20 protein-coding genes are annotated in these 20,967 nt (G+C 32.9%); 5 read left to right on the forward strand and 15 right to left on the reverse strand.

Annotation, left to right across the window (positions count from 1 at the left end):
- Positions 1 to 613: 613 nt before the first annotated feature.
- The 10 genes from ABD077_RS12270 to ABD077_RS12315 all read right to left on the reverse strand — a co-directional run bounded on the left by ABD077_RS12270 (position 614) and on the right by ABD077_RS12315 (position 12,875).
- A complete protein-coding gene (locus ABD077_RS12270) occupies positions 614 to 1,762 on the reverse strand; it encodes a hypothetical protein (RefSeq protein WP_343912596.1) in 1,149 nt (382 codons plus the stop codon).
- A gap of 30 nt (positions 1,763 to 1,792) precedes the next feature.
- Entirely contained in the window at positions 1,793 to 2,536 is a 744-nt protein-coding gene (locus tag ABD077_RS12275) for a hypothetical protein (RefSeq protein WP_299897191.1), read from the reverse strand.
- A 608-nt stretch (positions 2,537 to 3,144) separates the two neighbouring features.
- Positions 3,145 to 4,299: a PA3715 family protein gene (locus ABD077_RS12280; protein WP_343912597.1), complete on the reverse strand. Its 1,155-nt coding sequence runs from the start codon at positions 4,297 to 4,299 to the stop codon at positions 3,145 to 3,147.
- A gap of 40 nt (positions 4,300 to 4,339) precedes the next feature.
- The gene (locus ABD077_RS12285) at positions 4,340 to 5,203 is read right to left on the reverse strand and encodes a hypothetical protein (RefSeq protein WP_343912598.1); all 864 of its coding nucleotides are present in this window, start codon (positions 5,201 to 5,203) and stop codon (positions 4,340 to 4,342) included.
- Positions 5,204 to 5,354: 151 nt separating this feature from the next.
- The gene (locus ABD077_RS12290; RefSeq protein ID WP_343912599.1) at positions 5,355 to 6,239 is read right to left on the reverse strand and encodes a hypothetical protein; all 885 of its coding nucleotides are present in this window, start codon (positions 6,237 to 6,239) and stop codon (positions 5,355 to 5,357) included.
- A 42-nt stretch (positions 6,240 to 6,281) separates the two neighbouring features.
- A complete protein-coding gene (locus ABD077_RS12295; RefSeq protein ID WP_343912600.1) occupies positions 6,282 to 6,833 on the reverse strand; it encodes a hypothetical protein in 552 nt (183 codons plus the stop codon).
- Positions 6,830 to 8,593: a LysM peptidoglycan-binding domain-containing protein gene (locus tag ABD077_RS12300; protein ID WP_343912601.1), complete on the reverse strand. Its 1,764-nt coding sequence runs from the start codon at positions 8,591 to 8,593 to the stop codon at positions 6,830 to 6,832. Before ABD077_RS12300 ends, ABD077_RS12295 begins: the two co-directional genes overlap by 4 nt.
- Positions 8,594 to 8,596: 3 nt before the next feature.
- On the reverse strand, positions 8,597 to 9,298 hold the full coding sequence (gene tssD, locus ABD077_RS12305; RefSeq protein WP_343912602.1) for a type VI secretion system tube protein TssD: 702 nt from the start codon (positions 9,296 to 9,298) through the stop codon (positions 8,597 to 8,599).
- Between the two features lie 146 nt (positions 9,299 to 9,444).
- Positions 9,445 to 9,879, reverse strand: a complete 435-nt coding sequence (locus ABD077_RS12310; protein ID WP_343912603.1) for a hypothetical protein — start codon at positions 9,877 to 9,879, stop codon at positions 9,445 to 9,447.
- Between the two features lie 383 nt (positions 9,880 to 10,262).
- Positions 10,263 to 12,875, reverse strand: a complete 2,613-nt coding sequence (locus ABD077_RS12315) for a S8 family peptidase (protein ID WP_343912604.1) — start codon at positions 12,873 to 12,875, stop codon at positions 10,263 to 10,265.
- Between the two features lie 320 nt (positions 12,876 to 13,195).
- On the opposite strand from ABD077_RS12315, the gene ABD077_RS12320 reads away from it, so the two are divergent.
- Entirely contained in the window at positions 13,196 to 13,624 is a 429-nt protein-coding gene (locus ABD077_RS12320) for a hypothetical protein (RefSeq protein ID WP_343912605.1), read from the forward strand.
- Between the two features lie 130 nt (positions 13,625 to 13,754).
- Positions 13,755 to 14,384 (forward strand): hypothetical protein, encoded by a 630-nt coding sequence (locus ABD077_RS12325; protein ID WP_343912606.1) that lies wholly within the window; start codon positions 13,755 to 13,757, stop codon positions 14,382 to 14,384.
- 10 nt (positions 14,385 to 14,394) lie between these two features.
- Here the strand turns inward: ABD077_RS12325 and ABD077_RS12330 are convergent, their stop codons facing one another.
- Both ABD077_RS12330 and ABD077_RS12335 read right to left on the reverse strand, forming a co-directional pair.
- Complete coding sequence (locus ABD077_RS12330) at positions 14,395 to 14,799, reverse strand: hypothetical protein (protein WP_343912607.1); 405 nt, start codon at positions 14,797 to 14,799, stop codon at positions 14,395 to 14,397.
- A 115-nt stretch (positions 14,800 to 14,914) separates the two neighbouring features.
- Positions 14,915 to 15,328, reverse strand: a complete 414-nt coding sequence (locus ABD077_RS12335) for a DUF3052 domain-containing protein (RefSeq protein ID WP_343912608.1) — start codon at positions 15,326 to 15,328, stop codon at positions 14,915 to 14,917.
- A gap of 199 nt (positions 15,329 to 15,527) precedes the next feature.
- On the opposite strand from ABD077_RS12335, the gene gcvT reads away from it, so the two are divergent.
- The 3 genes from gcvT to ABD077_RS12350 all read left to right on the forward strand — a co-directional run bounded on the left by gcvT (position 15,528) and on the right by ABD077_RS12350 (position 17,994).
- Positions 15,528 to 16,610, forward strand: a complete 1,083-nt coding sequence (gene gcvT / locus ABD077_RS12340; RefSeq protein WP_343912609.1) for a glycine cleavage system aminomethyltransferase GcvT — start codon at positions 15,528 to 15,530, stop codon at positions 16,608 to 16,610.
- A 97-nt stretch (positions 16,611 to 16,707) separates the two neighbouring features.
- Positions 16,708 to 17,523, forward strand: a complete 816-nt coding sequence (locus tag ABD077_RS12345; RefSeq protein ID WP_343912610.1) for a sugar nucleotide-binding protein — start codon at positions 16,708 to 16,710, stop codon at positions 17,521 to 17,523.
- 63 nt (positions 17,524 to 17,586) lie between these two features.
- Complete coding sequence (locus tag ABD077_RS12350) at positions 17,587 to 17,994, forward strand: thiol-disulfide oxidoreductase DCC family protein (protein WP_343912611.1); 408 nt, start codon at positions 17,587 to 17,589, stop codon at positions 17,992 to 17,994.
- A gap of 491 nt (positions 17,995 to 18,485) precedes the next feature.
- On the opposite strand, the gene ABD077_RS12355 is transcribed toward ABD077_RS12350, so the two are convergent.
- The 3 genes from ABD077_RS12355 to ABD077_RS12365 form a co-directional block, all read right to left on the reverse strand.
- Complete coding sequence (locus ABD077_RS12355; protein ID WP_299601037.1) at positions 18,486 to 18,665, reverse strand: hypothetical protein; 180 nt, start codon at positions 18,663 to 18,665, stop codon at positions 18,486 to 18,488.
- A 286-nt stretch (positions 18,666 to 18,951) separates the two neighbouring features.
- On the reverse strand, positions 18,952 to 19,350 hold the full coding sequence (locus ABD077_RS12360; RefSeq protein WP_343912612.1) for a hypothetical protein: 399 nt from the start codon (positions 19,348 to 19,350) through the stop codon (positions 18,952 to 18,954).
- Positions 19,351 to 19,426: 76 nt separating this feature from the next.
- Positions 19,427 to 20,866: a pyridoxal phosphate-dependent decarboxylase family protein gene (locus ABD077_RS12365; RefSeq protein ID WP_343912613.1), complete on the reverse strand. Its 1,440-nt coding sequence runs from the start codon at positions 20,864 to 20,866 to the stop codon at positions 19,427 to 19,429.
- Positions 20,867 to 20,967 lie beyond the last annotated feature (101 nt).

The following is a 20,967-nucleotide window of genomic DNA, read 5'->3' on the forward strand; positions in this document are numbered from 1 at the left end:
CTTACACTTCGGCTTCGCTCAGTGTTCGAATTATTCCGAGGGTTGTGTACATTCTTTTTTGCATTGCCCAAAAAAGAACCAAAAAACGCTAGTCTGAAGAAAACAATACTAAAAATTTTGATCACTCCGCTACATAAAATGAAACTATATGTACTAACATAAACAATAATTTGATCAATAGTATAAGTGCTATACTATATCCCACAACATTTTACAATTTTATGTTACGCTTCGTTCTCTTCATTTTTTACGTATTATTTTCTTAGGACGAGATTAAAAAATGTTTCGAGGGCTGTACTTTGACAGCACTGAGGGTTTCGTTATATCTCCGAGGGCTGAGCGGAGTCGAAGCCCGAAAAATATGTACTGTTTAAATAACTTCTTATAGTTGATACATTCTTTTTTTCATTGCCATCCTTCGAGTGCCTCAGAGTTAGATTTTCATTTGAGGGCTGTACTTCGACAAGCTCAGTATCCATCTCGAAACCCAACAGACTCAATGTTACAGCTCAGTATTCGGACTCCGAGGGCTGATCGGAGTCGAAGCCCGACAGCACTTAGACACGTGTCCACTTTGAAGTAGTATTTTCTTTGGACTAGACCGAGAACATTATTAACGGTTTAATTTTGGATACCAAGCATCAAGAACGGAAAAAGAGCCTTTGATATGGTATTGATAGGCATCAACATTATAAAAATCAGATAACATCCTTGGAATATCATCTGGATAATTTACCTTATCATATCGTTGGTTTGGCGTCTGTATCCAGATATCTGTGTAGAAATTTTCAGGATCAAAAAATTCTAAATACACATACACCTCTTTTGTGTATTGATCTTTGAATATTGATGCACCATCAATCAAGGCTTGTAAATAATCAGTTTTTAACGCTACAGCATCTGTTTCTTTAAATTGAAGTGTTTTGACTAATAACAAAAGTTTACTATCATTTTTCTTTACTACAAAGTTGTCTAAAGAATCAGTATCCCTCTTCAGATATGTGTTCATATAATCTCTAAATTTCCCCATAGGAGAAGAACTATCATGATCCCTTACATAGGTTAATTCCTGCGTTTGTCTATAAATCAATCGCGAAACAGCTTCTTTTTCTAGCTTCTTATCTCCAGATACTAGATAATACAATGATTTTGGATAGTCTTCGAAAAGAAGATCATAATACGTACGATCTAGCTTGCTCAAATAATAAAAATAAGTGGTAAAGGTGTCCTCGCGTATGGTTTGATATTTTATAATACTATCAGTTTCTTTTGTATGATTCACTATATCATTAAAAGAAGCGTGTAAGGAAGTGATATATTCGGATAACTTCATTCTATTTTTATAGGTATTGGTAAGCTGTCGCAAAGAATCTCCATATGGAAATATTTTGTCTAATTGTGGATCAAGTACCTGATAGTGTTTTATAAACGGATCTTCTTGAATACGATCCCAAAACTGAATCACTCTAGAATGTTTTCTCGAAAAATCAGATACCGTATAATTATCATATGCTACTGTATCTCTGTTTTCTATCAATGTGATCTGTGCATAGATACTACTCCAATTACAAGCTTCGTATTTTAGTTTGGCATATTGGTAATCCCAATCTCGAATAAGTTCTTCTTTAAGCTCCTGTTGTATCTTCTTAGTGCGATTCTTTTGATCGATACTTGTTTTTATAAGATAATAACTTGTACCTAAAATGGTTAAACAACTGATTATAACGAGTACTTGAAAAGCCTTTTTTTTAATTTGAGACACTGAATAGATTTGTGATTGATATAAGTATTCCTATTTAATAGAATTTATTTTATAATGCCCTTTGTTATTTCCCATGACTTGTGCATCAAACTTCATCCGTTTGTCATACGAAACAATAGAAATCTTCTGAGAAGATTTGTCGGCGATAAACTTCCCTTCGATTAACTGGGCAGAAAAATTGGTGTGCTCAGCTTCTAGCGTATCAAAAGTAAGATCTCCTACACTAGCGCTTGTTACATACTTACACGTACTATCTTTTGGATTAGTTTCTACTATTTTGATCCATCCATGTGCTAAAAAAGGTGGTTGGTTTTCATCAATGACCTGATGAATAAATCCGTAATACTTATCTCCTATTTCTGGTAATGAAACGAACTCATCGATAGCATTTTTAGACTGCGGAGTAGTAAAAAAAGCTAAATAAAAAATAAAAATACAAGCCGCTAATACTCCAATACCTGCTATAGAAAATAGAGTCTTCCCTATCACAGAAAAATTCTTACCTGCATCCCAAACAGGATATTCTTTTATATAGGCCAATGCAGCATTTTTCATCTGTGGTGTCCAATGCTTTTTTGGTATTTCTTTTCTGTCTGTTGTCGTGTAGAATTCGATAATCGGACTTTTCTGGATATGTTGGATAAGTCCTGTTTGTATTACTTTTTTGTATAAGTTTACCTCCATCAGTACTTGTGATTTATGATATGGAGATACAAATTGACTTTTTAATGTTTGATAATGTTCTAGGTGTTCTTGAATCGTAAAAATGGGCATAGCTTTGTGTGTTGTCAGTTGCTGAAATCAAAGTAACAATTTTCCTACATGAAAAACACCCCTGAAAACCACTGTTATGGTTGGAAGATTCCCTTTTTTTTTAAAAAGTTATATCATTGTAATTTCCTTTAATCTATTTAGTTCTTTTCTTTTTTTCATTGCCAAAAAAAGAAACAAAAAAGTCTAGGCTTACAAAACGAACTTAAGAAAATACTACGGCATCATCAGCCACGGATAAAAAAAACTCACTACGTTCAAACAGTTTTTGATCCCAACCCCAAACGGCTGCCTTGATTTTTAAAATTCTTTTTGATAGGACGGTATACAGCAATTATTATACTGAACAGAAATCACTAAGAATTGAAGTGGTTTAAACTTTTTTGATTTAAGTGAAAAATAGCAGTTTTGTGATCAGATGAAGTAATTTTTTAGTTGCATAGCAGCGCTACGGAAGTCAAAAATTGCGAAATATGGGTACAAAAAAGTATTTTTTTAGCAAATTGAAAAAAGTTTAAACCACTTCATTATTAAAATAAATACCTTTCTAGACTAAATGGAAGTATTTATAATCCTTCGAAGGGAGATTTAGAAGGATGCAATTAAAAACATCAATCCTCTAACACCAAACGCAAGTACTTTTGGTCTGCGCATTCTTCGAAGACGGTAAACTCATTCATGGCATTACCATAATTTTGTATCACGATTTCATCTTCGTTATAACTACCTTGTACTTCTCTTTTGGGATTATCGGCTAATAATCCTTTGAAGGTGATATACCCATCTTGGATTTTATAGGTTCCAGCGTGTTCTCGTTTGCTAGTTTTTAGATGGTACTGGTCGCCTGTTAATTTAATTTCTAATCCACAAGAAGCAGTTTCTTCTAAAACATAGGTTCTACTATACAACTGATAACTATCATAATAGCGTAGTAATTGTTCAGATTTCTGTGTCGTTTCTTTTTCATCACAATCATCTTCTCCTTTTTCAAAAGATTCTATATTTTTAGTTTCTACTCGCACTTTAATATCATAAAATCCATTATACGGATTGGTATCCATTATCAGAATCTTATCCACTTTAGTAAATTCTCCGGTACATTGAACGTCCCACTCACCCCAAAAGGAATGTATTTCGAATTCATCTAAAATCTGCACCAATGTATTCTCTTCCTGAATGAATAAAGACAGTGTTTTAGAATTCATAGGATTCGGTCTGGAAGCTCCAATATAATACAGTGTAACTCCAAAAGCTCTTTTCCCTTCAGCAACCATATAGTTAGCAGTATCAATTCCTATTTCCCGAAGCTCAATAGCATCTGAGTACCAGCTTTCTTTTTCGTAGAACTGTTGTTTGATCTTCGCTGTTTCGGAATCCACTACCAATACATAACTATTTAATGTAAAAACTTCCCAATCATACTCCTGACTCGCTACAGTAGGAATGACCACAATTGTACTACTGGTATCATAATGCATTACCTTTTGCACCACAAACTCCTCATATACTTGTTTGGGTTGTACTCCCAATTGGTCTAGAATTTTAGCAATGAATGAGGTTGGTTGGAAAATTTCTTCAGGTTGATCAGAAGTTTCATTGGTTTCTACAGGTTCTTCTCTACTTTCTACAGCGTCTTCTACTTTTTCCGGAATACGCTCTACAGCATCCTCTAATTTAGTACCTTCTTGTTTCGTTTCTGTAGGTTTAGAATTGGAATTGCAGGAAATAAGAAGACTCAGCGTAAGTAAGATGAATAGATTTTTCAATAGAATGTGTTTTTTAGGTTGTATACAAAATTAGCCTTCTTTAACGTAAATACCACTCATCTTTTCCTACGTATTTATAAACAGGTTCATTAATGTGAATACCATAATCTTTGTCTGTTTGATAAATATGTGGTCCACTATCAAAATCTCCATTTTTGATTTTTTGGTAAATCTGTTTCCATTCCTTTGGAGTGTAATCAAACCACGTTTTTGCGTATTTTAAATTAATCACACTTTCTCCAGCCCCTAAATCAAAATCTGGAGCAAACTTATATGGAAATCTATAAAATCCAAACAAACATTTTTTCTGTTTCGAACTTTGATGTGATGTCCATGTCCCTACAAACCCTCTTATAACACCTTCTTCTTGCGGAGCATTGAGATCAAATACAATTTTTTGTTCGGTTATTGGCACTAAAGGAATACAAATGATTTTTATACCTCCTTGAAAAATCCCTGAATTTGGTTCTGATCTAAGCTCTTCAAATTTATATGTTCCTTTGATAATAATACGTTGCACCTCTAGTTCTCTATCACCGTAATACAGATCCGCTTTATCCAATTTTATCATACCCTTGAATTTGCATATAACTCCTTTTAAATTGGATTTACCCTCAACCATATAATGTTGTGGATTTTCGCTTTGGGATACTTCAGTAAAAAATATTTCTATTTTTTCATAGTCTTTACCAAAAATCCCATTCATAGGCATAGCTGGATCATTTTGATAATTGGGATACGAATTACTTAGCATATTTTTGAAGTTATACTTTGAAAACAGAAAAGAAGAAACATCCCTTTTTTGATCATTCTCTTCTATAAACTCATGTTCCTCTGTCCAAATTTCACTATTACTTTTTTGCCCATATGCTAAGGATATAGAAAAGAAAAAAAAGCAAAACATTAAGCTATTAAAGATAAATCTGTGTAACCAATACTCAGATATATGAAATAATGTATGTGATAAATTTTTAGATATCATTTTATAATTCCCAAACCCGATAAATCAGAATACAAAATATTTTCCGTTTACAATAATCTTGTTGTCGTGTTATTTACTCAGAAACAATGCCTTTGAATGTTAATAAATCTTTTTTTATTGTAAACTCAACTTTCTCTGAAGAGTTACTACTGTCTAAAGTAACATAATAAATAATTATACTATTAATATATGAGCTACTTTCATCTAATTGAGTTTCAAAATATGTATAGTGCCACATAACATCCAACGTTTCATCTTCTGTGCTATCAATAAACCTTTTTTCTTCGGTAGAATAATGTTTAAAAAAGGAACGATGAAGTATTCCTGATTTTAACCAACTATTATCATAATCTAAAATATTTGAAATCTTATATGTAGTAAAAAAATCTCCTCCATCATTAGAGTAGAATTCATAATTTTTAGAAAAATATTGATCCTTGTTTTTATTTATCTCAAAATAAGAACCTTTTTCTGAGTAAAAAGGTTCATTTTCAAAAACCACTTTTGATGAATCTATATATTCCTTTAATATTAAAGTCTCTCTATCTTTTTCTTCAGTATTTTGGAAACCATCAGGTCTAAAAAAGTTGTAATCAAAATTGATATCTAGTAAATCAACACTCGATTTATCTTGGAAATATGTACCACAATTACCAGTTGGATTTACTCTTTGTAAGTTTTTAGCACTAATAGTTTTAACTTTCGTAACAACCTCTATCAATTTATCTTTTTCATTCTCTGTTAATACTCCAGACAAGGTCGAATCCTGAATTGCTTTAATAATTACGGAAAGTGATGAATTCTTTTGTTTTTGTACAACAAATTGATTGAAAATTTTGTTTTCTCTCTTTTCTAAAATTAAAGTATCTAAACAGTCTTTTTTGATTACTGAATTTAATGGAACATCTTGTACTGTTCTTATTATAATCTCATTTCTTTTTTGACTTGATAAATTCAAAATAAACAAAGTGAGCCAAAAGATAAAATTCTCCTTCAAAAGTTAATTTTTAAATATCTCTTCTAATCGATAAGTTTCTTCTTCATCAACCATCCATTTATCTTGATCTTTCCATTCGCCACTACAAAATAGATCCTCATATTTGTCAGACAACTTAATATTTTGAATATCTAAAAACATACAGTTATACTTTTCTATCTCCTCAACAGAATTTCCATCCGAAAGCTCTCCTTTTTCTATCGCATGTAATAATAGATATTTCTGGTTGGGAGAAAAATCTGAAATATCACTTTTCTCGTAACTTAACTCTTTAGGTGTACTAACATTAGTAATGACTCCATTCTCAAGTTTTTTTACTTGAATCTTCTTCCAACGATTTTCTACTTTATCTGAGAAATAAAGAACCTTATCACTAAGCTTAAAAATTAAAGTATCATTTTTTATGGTGTGTATGATAGTATCTATTTGTTTATAGCTACTTATAGTATCAATTCTGATATCCTTAGATGTTTTATCATCAATAGAAGAAATATTTTTACTCTTTTTTTCTTTACAAGAGAAAACAATTATCAATAATACAATTAAATATCTCATAATTCTGTCTTTAAATGCTCATATCTTCCAGAAGCAACGCTAACACCATTTCTTTTAGACATTCTTCTGTTTACACCATAATCTTCTAGAATAGTGGTCTCATAGTCAGAATGACTATCTCCCCAATCAGCTGGATTTCTAGAAATTTTAGCTTTTTGATCCTTTTTTTCTTTGTTCTTATTATACTCATCAACTTCAGAATCCTTTGCTGTAAAAAAATTATCCAAAGCTTTTCCCAAATCTGGTTTAACATATGCTGGTCTATTGATATGATGATCTAAAGCCACGGCTTTACCTAATTTAGATTTCAAATAATCTTTGACTCTATATGAATAACCGCTAGGTTTAAATTTAGACACTGAATTTAAACGTTTTTTTACATCAAGTATTTGCAAACTTTGAAAATCAGGGTCTTTCATAGCTTTAACAATTGGCTCTAAAATTTCGCACTTCAATTTTGTATTATAACTAGAACTATCAAATCCTTCTCTAATTTTTGTTTTTAATGAACTTCCAGTAAGTTTTGCGGATGAGGAATCAGAAGGATCTTTATAACTCATACTATCTTCATTTTCTAACAACCATCCACAATCTTCAAAAAATTCTTTGTATTTATCGGGAAATTCCTTTTTGAATTTGGCTACTTGTTTTGGAAACTCTCCTTTACCCGATGAATTAACCGTTTTTTGAGAAGAACCTGCTGAAAGAATTTCACTATCATATGAATGTACTGTATCTAACTTTCCCTCATTTTTGGTAACAGCAATTATTATTTCTTTTTCAATATTTGTCACTTTACCCTCACTAACCAAATTATCCCAACCTGAGTAAGAATTTGTTTTAACTGTACCACTATATAATGGACCATATTGTGTAGTACTAGAACCCGTATATTTAACACATTTAAATTTAAGATTTAAACTTTTACCACAATCACAACCTTTTTTTAATTCAAACCATTGTCCATCCGTGTCTAACCACCTATTTGTTATTTTTTCACCTCGAATTTCACCTTCCTCGGTATCTCCGAGATATTGAATATTTAATTCAGTCTGTCCTTCTAATGTATGTGCATCAGCTAAAATATATAATAAGGTTTTCTTATCCGTTGCCTCACTTAATGACTTAATCCATTCTTTCTTTCTGTCATCATCATTGTGATCAATTGCTATTTTAAAAATTGCATGATTCACGAAGTCATCTTTATTTACAAAATCTGTTTCACTCATACCACCTATTGTAGTTTTAATCATTTGGTGATATTTACCTTGATCATCCTTAAGCATTATATTCTCATCCAACTCTTCGATTCCTTTTTCTTTACCTTGGCGAATATTGATTGCCATCGTTTTGCCTTCCAGTAATTCTGTCTCAACTACTACATAAATTTCAGCACCTAAATTCCCTGTACTTACTTTTTTAAAAGTGATCTTTTTCTTTTTTTCTTTTGCAGGAACAGTGCTTGGTAATGTTATCTGCTGTCCTATGCTTAAACTATTTTGATTTGCAGTAGTAATTGTTGCATCACTTTCTATAATAGCAGCAACTGTTGTACCTTTTTTATTAGCAATTTTACCTAGCGTATCACCAGAAACTACAGTATAAATTTCATTTTCTTGTTCGCCTGATTCACCCTCTACCTCCACTTCTTCTATAGTAGCTTCCGCAAAATAGGCTTTTGTCACTTTTGGTCTTACTATTTTAAGAGAAGGGACTGATTTAAATATGTTAGGAAAATCCTTGAATGTTAGCGTTGGCATATTCTATTTCTTTTGAGTGATAATCTCTAATTTAATTTTTTGAGTATCTGAGGTGATTGTTAGATCTTCAATAATATCATTTGTTAGCACTTCTCCATTGTACTTAAAGTCATTTTGATTATCATCAAGATCTATATCAACATCTTTACCTACACCATTTTTAGTTTTCAATACAAGATAAACAGCAGTTCCTGACTGTAATTCATCATCTGGTATCCTATTTCCATCCATATCAGTATAATACATATCCTCTATTTCGGGTTCAACATTCTCCTCCCTCTCCGTAATCGGAGCGGCTTCAGCAAAAGGATTGCTGGGATTCCAGTTTTTTTCGAAAACCTGTCCACGTACTCTCTGAATACCTGGCGATAACAATAATTCCATTTTTAAAGGATCATTACCTTCAGCATTAAATTTTTCATCTAATTGTACACAATGGCAATTACCAAACTCAAAATCAAATAGCTTACTAAACCCATCCCTCTTGTAAAAGCGAACATAACCGTTATACATGGTATGAGTAGAAAACATCCAATCATAAAATAATTCATCATTTTTGGTAGACTCTACAAGTAAATGAATTTTACCATTTTGGATGGTCGTTTGAGGTCGACCATTAGTATCTACCAATTGTTGATACAAAAATGCGCTGTTCAGCACATTTCGTTCTTCGTCATTAATAAAAAGTTTTGCCTGAAAGGCCATAGCGCGACAATTTGGAATTTGGAGCAGTAAAATATCAAAAATATATGGAAGGAGCCATACTCAAACAAATTATTTCGATATAGGTATAAATTCCCGGATAAACTGTAGATAAGTGCAGTACCAAAAGGGTATGTAAGAATAAAATATTAACTAGCTTTTGATCGGATGACACTAGTAAGTACTTTGGCCCAATGAATGGCATCTCCTAAAGTGTCGAATCCCTTGATCTTGTTGCGCATAAACAACTTTTCTAATAACACATTCATTAACCCTTTGGGAGTATAACTTACAATACCATAAGCACGAAGTTTATATTCACTTCTGTAAAACTTAATCCAATCACTTGGCTTTACGGCATAAGAATGTACTCTATTGGTAATATATACAATTTCTCCGCCATTATGATCGTATAAGTTGGTAAGGTGTTCTACCAGAATTTTGGCATGATCGTCCCAGGTAAAAACAACATCTTCATTTATTTCGCCAACCACATAACCATCGAATAAATAAAAATTTCCAAAGGAATAATTTAATTCCTGAATGGCTTCGCGAAAAAATACGGTGTCTTTAAGGTATTGCATAGTGTAAAAATAATACATCTATGATCTGAGTGAAGAAAATTACCTATGAAAGGTACACATATTTCGGTTAATAAACAAAAAGTGTAGACGAATGGTATTGTATGAGGTATAAGTGGGTTACAATATAAGCATAGCTTTCGGACGATGCTTTTATATCTATCAGTTTCTGGAGGAGTTCCAATATGACAACTTACCTTTCGAGAAATACTTCGGCTGTACTTCGACACCTGTTCGCCTATGGAGGAAGCTCAGCATCAGTCTCGAAGCCCAATAAGCTCAGTGTGAAAGCTCGGTATTTGTCTTGAAGATTAATAAGTATAAAACAAAAAAACCGCTCCTATTGAAGAGCGGTTTTTGACAAATCTTGTGGTATATCTCTGGGATTAATTCTTAAGTAATTTCATTGTTTTCGTTTCACCATCATCAGTGATGATCTTTACAAAATACAATCCTTTATATCCTTTTAGCTCAACATCAAAACGGTCAGTTTCTTTCTGATGATCTGCATAGATAACATCACCAGCCATATTTCTGATCACTATCCCTACATTAGTATAAGTATCATTTAACTGAATTGCTACTTCTCCTTGTGTTGGATTAGGGTATGCACTAAAATCAATCGTCTTGATTTCTTCTACCGGTCTAGCATCTTCTTTATCATCTTGCTTGCCACCAAAATTACCTATTGTAAACTGTTCTCCTCCCATAGGCTGGAATTCTTCATCTGTTTGTAAAATATTGTAATTAAGATACGTTCCTTCTTTTAGCGCTACTTCTGGTTTTACGAGTAGTTTAACACTAAAGGTTTCATAAGGTTCAGCCCTAACGTTGTAAATCATCGCTTTAGGTTCATACACTCTATAAATATTCCTATCCACACGCTCAATTCCTTCCATCTTAGCTTCTCCTAACAATTCATTTAGTTTTTCATCTGGCATTAAATAAAAAGCTCCTATTTTTTCAAAAGGGATTCCTGTTTTGTTTTCCGTAACAGCTAACTGAAGATTGATAGCTCTCACTCTTTTATCTATATTTCTGATAAATACTGCTGGTGCTACATTGTTGAACGCATTTATATCATAGACACTAACATTTTTCCATGCAATATTGTTATTATTTTTAGTGTTTTGCCAAACAGAGGCTACCTCAACTCCAATTGGATCGGTAGCAGATTCTATTCTTGCTAGTAAACAAAAGTGGTGTACATCATTTACAAAGTCTGCTGGATTTGGTGGATACCAAGGAATTTTTACAATAATCTCATCATCTGGAGACGTAGGAATGGCTACATCACCAATAAAATCACCGTGCAGAATATTACTTCCTCCTACCATTTGATAGTAATTGTTCCAATGTACTGGCCATGATAATCCTGTAGAAGCTTTACTGAAATAGAGCTTAAGCACTCCATCATCGATATTAGAGCAATCTTTTCTATTAATTCTTACATACACCCAATTAGGACTTAAGAGTTTGTATTCTGGATTTTCATGTGTTAATATACCATCATCATCGTTTCGTACCCAAATATCTGGGCTTAGATACATCGTTCCCGAAGATGGTTCGGTACCGTCATCTGCCACGGTATCTCGTATATACATATCAGAGGTATCCACAGCCAATACTGCCTGATGCGCATTTAATCTACCATATCCTAGCTCTTGAGAATGCCCTGGCTCTGTTGCATTCCAGTTATAATTATAACCTCCAACCTTATCAGCAGTACATTTTAGAATATCTTCAATCTCCTGATTACTTAATGTCGGATCTACAGATAACATTAAAGCAGCTACTCCTGAAACCGCAGGAGCAGCAAAGGAAGTTCCATCGCTATTAGCATATACATTTCCGTTCTGAGTACTTCTAATTCCCACTCCAGGAGCAGCAAGATCTAGATTAGGTCCAAACTGAGAGAAACCTGCTTTAGCATCTGTATTGGTAGTTGCTCCAACAGAAAACACATTTACATTTGAAGCTGGATAGGATATTGCTCCGCCTCCAGAATTACCTGCTGCACATACAATAAATACGCCTGCATTGTATGCATTTTGTAATGCTGTATTAATCGCAGGCGAGCTCCCAACAGTCAAACTTAACTGTATGATATCTGCTCCATTATCCATTGCGTATATGATCGCATCATCCAAAATAGCTGCATTTGGAAAATTATCTCCAACACCTTCTAACATCAATCTTGCTCCAACACCATTATTACCACCAGCAATACCTGCAATACCGGTATTATTATTGGTTTTAGCACCAACTACTCCAGCTACATGGGTTCCATGCCAAAAAGGTCCCCTAGAATCATTATCACCATTATGAAAATCCCAACCTTTCCAATCATCTACGAAACCATTACCATCATCATCAATCCCATTTCCTGTGGTAGGATCATTAGGATTAGCCCATGCATCTTCTCCAGGATTAAGGTATACGTTTTGGTATCCATCGGTTCCTAATCCTAAATCTTCATGAGTCCAATCGGTTCCACTATCTAATATCCCTACAATAACATTACTGTTTCCTGTGGTTATATCCCACGCATCTTCGGCATCAATATCGGCATCACTCACCTGCTCCAATCCCCATTGCACGCCAAAAAGCGGATCATTTGGTGTTAAGATATACGATCCCATAGTATTTGTGAAGATTTGCTGAGCATCTACCTCTCGGGCCATTTTATCATACGTATCCAGAATTTTACCTCTGGTAATGATCTTAAAGTCATAAAAACCAAGTCTGTTACTTCTCATCAGTTTCATCCCATAGGTTTCTTCTAATCGTTGGATGGCCCTTTGAGAAGGTGCTTTTTGAAACTGAATCGTGATCTCATCACTTAGTGCAAACTTCTGCCCCGTTTGTTCATCTACCAATTTCCAACCCTCTTTTTCCTCGGAGAACTGTTGTTGATTGATAGTTCTTGTTTTTTGTGCCCAAGCCATTGTCGTAAACAATAGCAACATACACCATACAATAGTTGTTTTTGATTTCATCTGTAATATATTTTTAAAGTTGATATCGTAAACTTACAAGACACTATACTTGAAGACAATAGGTGTTTTACCCTTTACAAACAGGGATTTGTCCCTTATTGATTATGGTTAAGCAGCAAGTAATTCGTTTTTTAATAAACGATTTTAAAGAATAACACACAAACCCTTCATAAACAAGTTTCTACAAAAGAAACAAACAGTCAACTCCCTGAAAACAGGGTGTTTTTTTCACGGAAAAGAGTGTTTGGTGACTTCTATTACGAAGATATATTTGTACCATAATTAAAACCAATCGATTAATTAACACTTATATAAAAATCATGAAAAAAACCATTTTAAATTTCGCATTAATTATCGCTGTTTTGTTTGCAGCTTCTTGTAAAAATGAAACTAAATCTGAAGCTACTGATACTGCAGATAAGACTGAAGAAGTAGCGACTGAAGAAAAAACTGAAGAAAAAAGCAGTGAAGCAAAATCAACATCATCTGATGGTGTTCCTAGTTTTAGCGACCAAAAAGTTCAGGAATATGTAGATTCTTATGAAGCTTATATCGAAGAATACAAAAAGGTAGTAGAAAGTAAAGATATGACAGCTTTCGCTTCTTTAGGGCAAAAAGGTCAGGAGTTAGGAACAAAAGCACAGGAAGTTATGGGTAACCTTTCTGGAGATGATGTAAAAAAGCTAAATGATTATATGACAGCTAAGTCGGCTGAGTTACAGGAGCTTTCTAAAAAGCTAATGCAGTAATCATTTAGGACCTATTAAGTTTAGTTATCATAATTGATAGGGGTTATTGAGCAAATCCTGTTCTGTTTAGAACGGGATTTGTTGGTCTTAGCATACACAATGTTCCACATACTAATACTAAAAAGTCAATATGTTACTACTACATAAATTCCAGAAAGTTTTTAAACAACAAATTGCATCTATTGGTTTGGCCTTGACTTCAGAAAGTGAAGATGAACTGATTGCAAAAAACCATGAAAAACATTTACATCTAAAAACTTACTTGCTCAACTTAGGAGGCTCAGGACAATTAGCAATTGCTGAACTACAAATTATCAAAGGCAATATTGAAAAAGCATTAAAAGAGAACCCTTTTGAAAGTCGTGAAAGTTTGCCTACCTCAAAAACTATAGGGAATTACACCTTATACACAGAAAAAGAAGTCCCTAAACAAGAAATAGACTTGGTATACATGCAAAGTTTACATACCAAAATTTATAAGAATGATGAATATATTATTATAAAGCAAAAAGGAAATCACGATCTTATTCGTAAAAATCCAGTTTTTATAGATTTCTTAAGAGGTAAAATAACGATCGATGAATTGTTTACCCTAATTGCTTCGATGCAAATTCCAAATGGATTATATCTTCAAAAACCACATGGATTTGGAGATCCTGAGAAAATCAAAAAATGGAAAAAGATAGGAACAGTGATTACGATACTAACAGCAATTACACTTATCTTAGTTCGTATCCTAAAATATATACAAATACATTAGATATATCTTATCAAGGAAGTTTTTGATATTTTTGAGCGCAACCTTCTATACAAGAATAATAAAGAAATAATCTTCCTTCCTTTATTTCAAAACTAATACCGATGAAATTTTCGCAATCTGCAGTAATAGTGCTCTCATCCAAGGAGTAACTAACGGTATTTTCTCCGTCAGAATCGATAGCTAATGAACATATATCACCATTGGTAACGTTTAGCACTCCTTCTTCAAGAAACTCTAATTCCTGATCACTTGAGATTGGCTGAAATGTACCGCTTCCATCTCCAGGATCGACTAATTGCTCTATCAATCTCCATTTTCCTAACAAATCAGGATTATCAATACTTGCATCATCATCATTGCCACAAGCATGCAAGATCAAAAATGGGATTACCAATAGAAAGAAACGCTTTTTCATAAGTTCATCATTATGTATTCTTTTTATAGATACAAAAACAAACAAATGGTTGCTTTATAAATACAGGAATACTAGATTTAGAACACTCAACAATAAATTCTTTATTTATAAAGTATCATTGTCTATCTCCCACTCGGTATACAAATTTTAGCCCACTCCAATCGCTATCTATAGCCGCTACTTTTATATCTACCAGTCCTTGTTGTAAAACGTAGATTCTTATTATCTCTCTTTTCAGATCAGTAATTATACTAGAAGTTCCTTTTGGCCAACTTACCCAAAGCATTCCTGTCTTTTTCAATCCAACCTTATATTTTGGTATGATCTCTTCTAATTCTTTCTGAGTTTTGCAAAACACATGAATAAAGTCAAGCTCTTCTTCTACAACCTTTTTCTGGATATGAAGATCATTAGGCATATCAGAAAACAATTTCCAATAATGATCTGGTGCATTATACAATAATACACTTGTTCCTGCCTTAATTCCCAATTTTTTAGCCAAAGGAGTTCCTGAATACCCTGCAGACATAATCACTCATTTATTACACGAAGTATGCTAAAGTTATAAAAAAACGAATAGAGCAAGATTACGAATTATCAAATTCTCAATAAATAGCTTTTAGATTAGTAAAAAGTTAACAATTTATCATCTAAAAGCATTGTTTACCAACGCAAAGTTTTTTACTTTCGGCGTCAATTTGATTGCTAATTCTATTAATTTATAATTTATGAAAAATACTGCGCTAACTGAAACTCACATGGCATTAGGAGCCAAAATGGTGCCATTTGCCGGTTATAATATGCCTGTATCGTATGAAGGAGTAAATGTAGAACACGAAACGGTTCGAAATGGTGTAGGTGTTTTTGATGTTTCTCATATGGGTGAGTTTCTTATTACTGGTCCAAATGCTTTGGAACTCATACAAAAAGTAACTTCTAATGATGCTTCTAAATTAGTAGATGGAAAAGCACAATATAGTTGTTTACCAAACGATAAAGGAGGAATTGTAGATGATTTAATCGTATATCGTTTAGAAGAAGAAAAATATTTATTAGTAGTAAATGCATCAAATATCCAAAAGGATTGGGATTGGATACAAAGTCATAACACGATGAATGCAGAAATGCGTGATTTATCAGAAGACTATTCTTTACTTGCCATACAAGGACCAAAAGCAGCACAGGCTATGCAATCGCTTACTTCTGTAGATTTAGAAGCATTAAAGTTTTATACATTTCAGGTAGCTGATTTTGCAGGTATCGAACACGTGATTATCTCTGCAACAGGTTATACAGGAAGTGGTGGGTTTGAAATCTATTGTAAAAATTCTGAAGTACAACAAATATGGGATAAAGTATTCGAAGCAGGAGCGGATTTTGATATCAAACCAATTGGTCTGGCAGCAAGAGATACGCTACGCTTAGAAATGGGATATTGCCTATACGGAAATGATATTAATGATGAAACCTCTCCTATCGAAGCTGGTTTAGGATGGATTACTAAGTTCTCTAAAGACTTTATTAATTCTGAAGAACTAGCCAAAGAGAAAGAACGTGGTGCAGAAAGAAAACTAGTAGGTTTTGAGCTAGATGAAAGAGGAATTCCGAGACACGATTATGATATTGTAGATGGTAATGGAAATGCAATAGGTATTGTAACCTCTGGTACCATGTCTCCTTCCTTAGGGAAAGGAATTGGTTTAGGATATGTTCCAACAGTATTTGCTTCGCCAGGAAGTAAAATTAATATTCAGGTTCGTAAAAAAGCGATTCCTGCAACTGTAGTAAAATTACCTTTTTATAAAGGATAAGTTCTTTATAACAATAATAAACCGTAAGTTAAGTTTCAGGATTACAGATACTAATACATAGTGATCTCTGAAACTTAACTTTTTTAGCACCCCAATATTGAAAAAAATTTTAATCATAGGAGCCAGTGGTTTTATAGGGAATTCCTTGTATAAGGAGCTAAATTCCTATTTTGACACCTATGGAACATATCATACGGATAATGCTTTCTATGAAAAGAATCAAAAATTTTTTCAGTATGATATGGAACTAGAGGATATCTCTATCCTATTAGATAACTTAAAACCCAATATTATTGTTTCTGCGCTTAGAGGTAATTTCAATTCTCAGATAGATGCACATTACCGCATGATTAGTTGGTTACAAAGAAATACCGCAAGACTAATCTTTATCTCTAGTGCGAATGTATTTGATACTTTTAGTAATTATCCGTCTTATGAACATGATAAAACTTTAAGTGAAAGTATATTTGGTAAGTTTAAAATTAAAATAGAAAATGCGCTATTGCGATTACCTACGGATAAATATGTAATTGCGAGAGTACCTATGGTATTTGGTGCCAATACACCACGTGTCCAAGAAATTAAAACATTACATGATCTTAAAGCGTCTATAGAAGTTTTCCCGAATGTAATTATTAATGCCACATCAATTTCTAAATTAACTCAACAGTTACATTACATTATTAATAGAGATAAAAAAGGAATCTTTCATTTGGGAAGTACTGATCTTATTTATCATCTAGATCTCATTACTGAAATATGTGATACTTTGCAATTAGAAGATCCTATCTTTAAACAAGTTTTTGATTCTAATAATGATAGGTATCTAGCGGTATTACCAAAGGATAACATACTACCTAAAAACTTACAAATCACTACTAAAGAAGTTATTGAATCTGTAATCATTAAATAACCTACCTTCTTAACGAAATGATAATTCTAAGGTAAATTCGTAATTGGTACGTATCTTTGTACTATGAACTTAGAAGGGAAAAAGGTTATATTATTTGATGGTGTTTGCAATTTATGTAATGGTGCTGTCAATTTTATTATAAAACGTGATAAAAACGATGTGTTTCGATATGCTTCGCTGCAAAGTGATGTAGGAAAACAATTAGCAGCAGAACGAGGCGTAGACACTTCTAAATTAGATACTATCTTATTAATTGAACAAAACACATATTATCATAAATCAACAGCTGCTCTACAAATTGCAAAGCAGCTGTCTGGTGGTTATCCGTTACTTTCTGTTTTTTTAATCTTTCCTAAGCTTTTAAGAGATTGGGTTTATGACATTATTTCAAAAAACAGATACAAATGGTTTGGTAAAAGAGATAATTGTGTAATCCCAACTCCGGAGCTTAAAGCTCTTTTCATTGACTAAATTGGTTATAGGTTATCCAACTTATACGATTGTTTTTGTGTTAGTGTGTTCAATTTTACTTGTCTCTTTTTCCAGTTTATTCATATTGTCTATATGTACAAATCCTAAACAGCATATGGCAAAACATATGAGGATTACCGGTAATAACAATTGTTTCATCCTATCTATTTTATTTTGGGTAAAATAATTTGGGAGCAAAAAAAAGACCATCTTTTAATTACGGTTTAAAAGTAATTATCAATCATGACCTAAGTAGTAGGTATTTTAGAATTCGTTGGGTTTCAATTAGAATTCGTTTGATATTGGAAATTTATAGCTATGCAAATACCAAATATTCCCATTATTTAACTAAAAAACTGCCTTACCAAGATTTGGTAAGACAGTCTTTGGGTGGTTATCCGTTACTTTTGTTGTTTTCCCCTCTATTCCACTAATTCTGGAATAATGGCTCCCTCTTGTTTATTGGTTTGTAACGTATCTTGAGCTGATGTTCATTTTTTATCCAGCTGCTCAATAGCTGTTACCTCAGTATTATCATTGGTATCTAACTGATGTTTTTGTCTTAACTGATTATATTTTTTATCTAACTTATTTACATTATCTATATGTACAATACTTAAACAGATCACTGCAAAAGATATTAAAGCTAAGGGTAGAAAAAGCCGTTTCATATTGAGTTAATTTAAGGTTTATTTTATGTGCGGTTCAAAAGTATGTTTATATCTGAAGCAAATTAAGGGGACTTTAGCTAGAAATCATATAGGGGTTTTCCCCCTTTTTCATTATGGGTATATAATATCAAACTCTATACCAATAATGTAAGCCATTATATAGTTGGAAGGTAAAATTCAGTTTCTAAACATATTAAGCAAAAAAAATAGGCTTTGTAACAAGCCTATTTTAATTATATCTTATTAAACTAATTATCAGATAAAATTATTTTGATCCAATTATCTATTATCTTTCGAATCGAAAAGTAAAGCCATCTACTAAAGATTCTTCGACAGTAAAAAAGTTATTTTCCAAGGTAATTCTTCCTAGATTTACATTGTTCACAATTAGATCATCTGCGTCTGCAGGAGCGGATATACTATAAGTATACGTTCCGGAAGGTAAAATGGTATTAAAAGATGCATCAGATATTGTATTTGTAATAGTTACCATACCTGAAGCTTCGTCAAAATCCCATTCGATTGTTCCTTTATCTATATCTTCATCAACTCCGGCAAAACCACCAGTAACCTTTACTAAACTCCATTCTCCTTCTATTGTAGATTGTACAACTGCGTTACCATCATCATCATTACTACAACTCATCATAAGAATTGACAGTAAAATAAAATAAAATCGTCTCATAAACTTGTGTGATTTTCTAATTTACTATTTAGATGCTTTCGTTAGAAAAAGGTTGCGTAGATCACACAATACAATATCAAAGTGACTTAGCAATGATTTCTATTTCATCTAACAATGCTTCAAAATCTTCCTCTTTAGTCAATGGATTCATTATAGAAGTTCTAAGATAACGTTGTTCATTAATCATCGTTTGTACAATATAAAATTTACCGGATTGCAATAGTACTTCTCGTATTTTGGAATTGTTTGCATTTAAATCGGAATCTGAAAACTTTAAATATCTAAAATTCAAAATATTGGCTTCAGGTTCCATTAACAGTTCGAATCCATCGCGATTACGTATGATCTGAGCAAATACTTTTCCTTGGTCATATAATCGATTGATATTTTTCTCGAATACATCCTCTCCATACATCTTAATAATAGAATAAGCTTTTAGAGACATCATTAATTTGGTGCATTCAAAAGTTCTTTTCCCAGAATTATACCATTCTCTAGATTGTTGGGAGTCCCATAAATATTGAGCTCGTTGTTCGAAAGTTTTATACGATTCTTCTCCTTGTTTAAACAATAATGCTGTATTTAAAGAAGGGGTCAATAACATTTTATGAAAATCTATGACCACAGAATCTGCTTGATCTATGCCTTTGGCTAGATGTTTATATTTTTCAGAAAAAACTACACCAGCACCATGAGCTCCATCTACATGAAACCATAAATTGTGCTTTGTAGCAATCTCTGCTAACGCTGCTAAATCATCATATGAACCTGTAGCAGTAGAAGAAGCACACCCAACAATAGCAATGACCACTAAGCCATCTTGCTCAGCTTTTTCTAAGTATTCTTCTATTACGTTTACATCTATCTGAAAAGAGGAATTTGTGGGTACTTTTATAATCCCTTTGGCACCAAAACCTAATATTCTTGCTGCTCTATCAATACAATAATGTGCTTCTTCAGAAACTAAAACAGCTAGATTTTCCTGGTGCCCTTCTTCCCAAACCAATCCAGGAGCTTTTGCTTTTCTGGCGGCCAATAAGGCTGTTAAATTGGCTAAAGTTCCTCCAGAAGTAAGGAAACCAGCAGCATCTGTTCCATATCCAATTTTTTGAGAAACAAAATCAGTTACGATCCTTTCTAAAGCATTAGAGGCCATTCCCATTTCATAAACTCCAGTACCATTACTAAGAAGATCTGTGACCAGCCCCGATAAACTACTTATAACAGACGGAACAGCAACCTGATGCCCCATATAACGAGGATGATGCACATGTATGGATCTATCTAAGATTTCTTTGTAAAAATCCATCATGCTAGAACCGGAAGACAAATCATTTTTCCAATAAGACAGTTCCTCTTCTGGATTTCGATATTTGATAACGGGTATATCACTATCAGATTGAACTTGCTCCAGGTGATCTGCAAGCATATCTACCAACTGATGTCCTATTTCTCTAAAATCCGAAGGATCATATATTTTTTTCAATGATTCTTCTAAAAAAATAGCTTCCTTCATTCTTTTGTGTATTACTCAATTTTTTAATAAAGGTATAACTACGAATAATATTATTGAGAAAAAGCATCAAATTTTAGAAAAAGTATAACAAATTCTTGGAT

Source organism: Aquimarina litoralis (genome assembly GCF_039523995.1).
GTDB classification, from domain to species: Bacteria; Bacteroidota; Bacteroidia; order Flavobacteriales; family Flavobacteriaceae; genus Aquimarina; species Aquimarina litoralis.